At 70.3% G+C, this 3,902-nt stretch carries 3 protein-coding genes and 1 tRNA gene; all 4 read right to left on the bottom strand.

The window, feature by feature from the left end; translation table 11 throughout:
- Window positions 1-126: 126 nt before the first annotated feature.
- Window positions 127-214 (bottom strand) — tRNA-Ser (locus VNS22_RS19420).
- Between the two features lie 49 nt (window positions 215-263).
- Window positions 264-1,757, bottom strand: coding sequence for a phage terminase large subunit (gene terL / locus VNS22_RS19415; protein ID WP_325735343.1), 1,494 nt, complete (start codon window positions 1,755-1,757; stop codon window positions 264-266).
- A 50-nt stretch (window positions 1,758-1,807) separates the two neighbouring features.
- On the bottom strand, window positions 1,808-2,239 hold the full coding sequence (locus tag VNS22_RS19410; RefSeq protein WP_325735341.1) for a hypothetical protein: 432 nt from the start codon (window positions 2,237-2,239) through the stop codon (window positions 1,808-1,810).
- On the bottom strand, window positions 2,239-3,902 hold a 1,664-nt coding region (locus tag VNS22_RS19405; RefSeq protein ID WP_325735339.1), incomplete at its 5' end, for a hypothetical protein. The genes VNS22_RS19410 and VNS22_RS19405, both read right to left, overlap by 1 nt.

Here is a 3,902-nt window from a genome sequence, read left to right as displayed (position 1 = left end):
CTAGTTTAACCTGCCAAATTGCATCGGCCCAGAAGGTATCGAAGCACTCCGTTGAGACAATCGTTGGGACCAGAAGGCAGTGGATGCTGCAGTTCCCATGTTGGGCAACAGGTTATCAGCGATCTATGGCGGAAGCGGTGGGATTCGAACCCACGAAAGGTTGCCCTTTGGCGGTTTTCAAGACCGCTGCCTTCAACCACTCGGCCACGCTTCCCTGCCGTAGCGACGCGCTTACGGCGCTGGCGCCCAGGATGCAACCGGGCTCAGAGGTCGAAGCTGGACGGGGCGATGGCGGGGCGGGCGGTGCGCCAGCTGGGGCGGGTGCGGAGGGCGTGCAGGCCGGACAGCCGCACCGGCTCCTCCAGGATGCAGCCGGCGACCGCGTCCAGCGCGTCGTCGCGGCTGTCCCGGTCAGGCAGCCATTCGCGCATCTCCTGGACGAATCCGCCCTGCCACACCTCCTCGTGGACATGGAGGCGGCCCGACGCCAGCAGGGGGTCGAAGGCGTCCAGGATCCGCTGGACCTTGCTGCGGCTGGAAACCCGCTCGATCACCGCGCAGCCGGTCCGGGCACGGGCGACCGCCTGGCGCAAGAGGGAGGGCAGGAAGCGGCCGATCCCGTTGGTCTCGATCCGGATCGCGGGTTGGGCCATGGCGTCGGCGAACGCCACGACCTGCTGGCAGAGCTGTGCCGCCTCGTCCTGCTCGGCAATGCGGGCCGGGTCGTGGGTCAGATAGCGCAGGCCGTGCAGCCAGTAGTCGCCGGCCTCGCAGACGAACACGCAGGCGACCACGGAGGCGTCACCCTTCTTCGGCGCGCCGAATGCCGGGTCCCACCAGCAGGTCGCCGACACCATGCGCCGCCCGCCGATCGTGAGCACGGTCTCGCCGTTGCTGCTGGCCAGCTCGATCTCGCCCCGGTAGCGGCGCATCCGCTCGGGCTCGAGCCGCACCTCGTGGACATGGGTCGGCTCCAGCAGCATCTGCGAGCGGAACTTGGCAGGGCCGGTCTGCTCGCGGATCCGCCGGACCACGTCCGGCGGGAAGCGCTCTGGCCACACGCAGCTGCCGTCCTGCGGGTCGAGGAGCGGGATGGCCAGGCGCCGGTGGCCGGCGAGGAACGGGGCCGCCTCCTTCAGCTCGGCCCGGGCCTCTTCGGCATAGAGCGAGTAATAGCTGTGCGGCGTGCCGACATAGAGGATCGTGCCCTCGGGCATCAGGATGTAGTCGAGTTCGCGCAGGCATTCGCGCAGCTCCTCGCGCTTGCCCGGTGTATCCGAGGTGTTGGGCACCTCGACATCGTCGCAGATCACGACATCCGCGCGCAGCCCGGTCAGGTTCCCGGTGATGCCGCGCGAGCACAAGGAAGGATCGCGGAAGTCGTGGGGGCGGGCGACGGTGAACCGGTCGGCGGCCCACTGCTCCTTGCGGTCGGGCAGGAGATGCTCGCAGAACGGATGGCGCTCGATGACGCGGCGGACATTGCGCGCCATCTTGTCGGCCAGGTTCTGTTCGGCCGACAGCACCAGGATCCGCAGGTCCGGATCCTCGGCGAGGATCCAGGCGCAGAACTGGCCGACCAGGGTCGACTTGCCGGCATTGCGGAACACCATCAGCAAGAGGCGCCGGTCGCCGCCGCGCCAGCATGCCTCCAGCCAGTCGGTCACCCGGACATGCAGGGCCGGGGTGATGCGGCCTTGCAGCCGGTTATAGACCCAGACGAACTGGCGGAAGCTGCGACGCGGCGGGGCAGGCATGGCGGGCGATCCGGAAGGCGGAGAACGGGCTGCCGGTGCGACCGGGCGGCTCAGTCCAGCAGGGAACCGCCGGCAAGGCCGCCCAGTACGCGCGCGCCTTGCCCCAGCACGCTGCCCTGCTGGTCCAGCAGGTTGTTGCGCTGGCGCAGGGCGGCCTTCGTGTCGTTGCCCTGCAGCGCCAGCCTAGCCTCGGCATCGGCTTCGGCCTGCTCGGTACGGGCCTGGCGCTTCAGGCCGCTGACGATCGCATCCGCGGCACCCCGGTAGGAGCCCACGCCCGCCGAGCCGGCCCGGGCGCGGGCAGCGGCCAGCGCCCGGGCCAGCTGCTGCTCGCGCTGGCGGCGCTCGATGCTCTGCCGGAGCTTGATCTCCTGGGCGTTCTGGACCCGGTCGGCTTCGATCAGGTCGTTGGCCCGGCTCTTCTTCTGCTGGCCCAGCAGGGCGGAGAGGCCGAGCGTGGCGAGGCTGGTTGCGGCACCCATCAGTCGATCACCTGCAGTTGGTGGGACACGGAAAGAAGCGTGAAGGCGGAAGGGTCGTCCTGCGCGATCCGCCAGGGCGAGGTTTCGATGCCGCGCCGCCAGCCGAGCACGCGAACCGCATGGTCCCCGGTGAAGCCGCCGGGCACAGCCGGCAGGGCCTGGGCGACCGGGCCGCTGCCGAGATCCAGCCGCAGCGCCGACGTGGCGAGCAGGCGGAACGAGAGGCGGACCACCCGGTAGCGGGCGTCCTGGACCCGGTTCGGCAAAGGCAGGGCGCGCACCGGCTCGATCACGTGGATGAAGGCCAGGCCCGCAACGAGCGTGCTGACCGGCTGGGGCAGGACCACGCTGCCGTTGGTGACGACGGTGCGGCCCACGGGCCGGCCATCGCCGATCAGCCAGACCTGGCGGTCGTTGAACCGCTCCAGCCCGGACCACACGCTGCGCGGCGTGGTCGCGCTGAACGTCAGGGCGCCGTCGACGCCCAAGCCGTCGTCCAGGTATTCCAGCGTCACCATGCCGTTGCGCGACACCAGCAGCCAGGTGCGGCCATCCAGGTGGGCGACCGCCCGGATCAGGCCGTTGGTGGTGAGCCTGGACCAGGCGACGATGCCGTTCTCCCGGTCGATCGTGGCAGCGGCCATGCTGCCATCGGCGCGCACGACCAGGACCAGGCGACGGATCGGGTCGAAGCTCATGTCGACCGGATCGACCAGCAGATGGCGCGCCAGCACCGCCAGGTCGGCGGCCTGGAAGGCCTGCTGGTCGCTGGTGAACAGGAACTCGCGCAGCTCCTTGCCGCTGCGGCTGACGAACAGGGTGGCGCCATCGACCTCGACCGGCGGCAGGCTGCGGGCGACCGGCGAGCCGATGCCGGTCTGCTGGTCCGCGCGGATGGTGGCGGGCGTCAGCGGGTCGCCGGACAGCGCCCATTCGCCGGCACTGGTGAACACCTGGAGCTGCCGGCCGGAGATCAGGGCGCGGATCGCGTGGTTGCGCTCCGTGCCGAGCCGGAAGCGAATCGCCTCGTCGTCGAGGCCGGTCCCCTCGTCGAAGTCGAAATAGCGCCCGGTCCTGGACATCCAGATGGCATCGGGCAGATCGCGCGAGCCGCCCACCACCAGCCGGTCCTGCCAGAAGCCGACGGTGATCGGGTAGCCACGCGCCTGGCTGAATGCCTGCTCATCCCAGTCGCGGGTGGTCTGGCCGTCGTTCAGTGCTTCCAGCACCAGGCCGATCGCCTGGGTGGTGCTCTGCACGCTCTGGACCGTCACCTGGCGGCCCTTGATCCGCAGACGCGTCCCGGCATGCAGCGCGGTGAACACCGGCGCCGACGCCGACAGGGTCACCAGCGAATCGCGCGGGATCGGCTGGTCCGCCGCCAGGCCGGTCTTCACCGGCTGGAGCGCCACCTCGTCGGCGGCGAAGCGGGCGAACGGCTCGCGATAGGCAAACGGCGCCGGCGCACCCTGCGGGATGGCGAACGACCATTTGCGCAGCTGCCAGCCGCCCGAGGCCAGCGGGACGAGCTGGCGCGGCTCCAGCTCGGGATGGCAGATCAGCAGGCTCTCGCCCAGCCGGGCGAACGACAGCTGCGGCACCTGGAGGTTGCTCCAGTTGGCTGCGGCCGGTGTCGAGGGAGTGGCGGCGATCGCATCGCCGA

This window comes from Geminicoccus sp., assembly GCF_035556675.1.
GTDB lineage: Bacteria > Pseudomonadota > Alphaproteobacteria > Geminicoccales > Geminicoccaceae > Geminicoccus.
The sequence above is the reverse complement of the archived record's forward strand: the minus strand, read 5'-3'. Positions and strand labels throughout refer to the sequence as shown.

Excerpts from the sequence above, each read along its gene's own strand:
- VNS22_RS19410 (WP_325735341.1), bottom strand. The coding sequence starts at position 2,239 with ATGGGTGCCGCAACCAGCCTCGCCACGCTCGGCCTCTCCGCCCTGCTG.
- terL (WP_325735343.1), bottom strand. The coding sequence starts at position 1,757 with ATGCCTGCCCCGCCGCGTCGCAGCTTCCGCCAGTTCGTCTGGGTCTAT.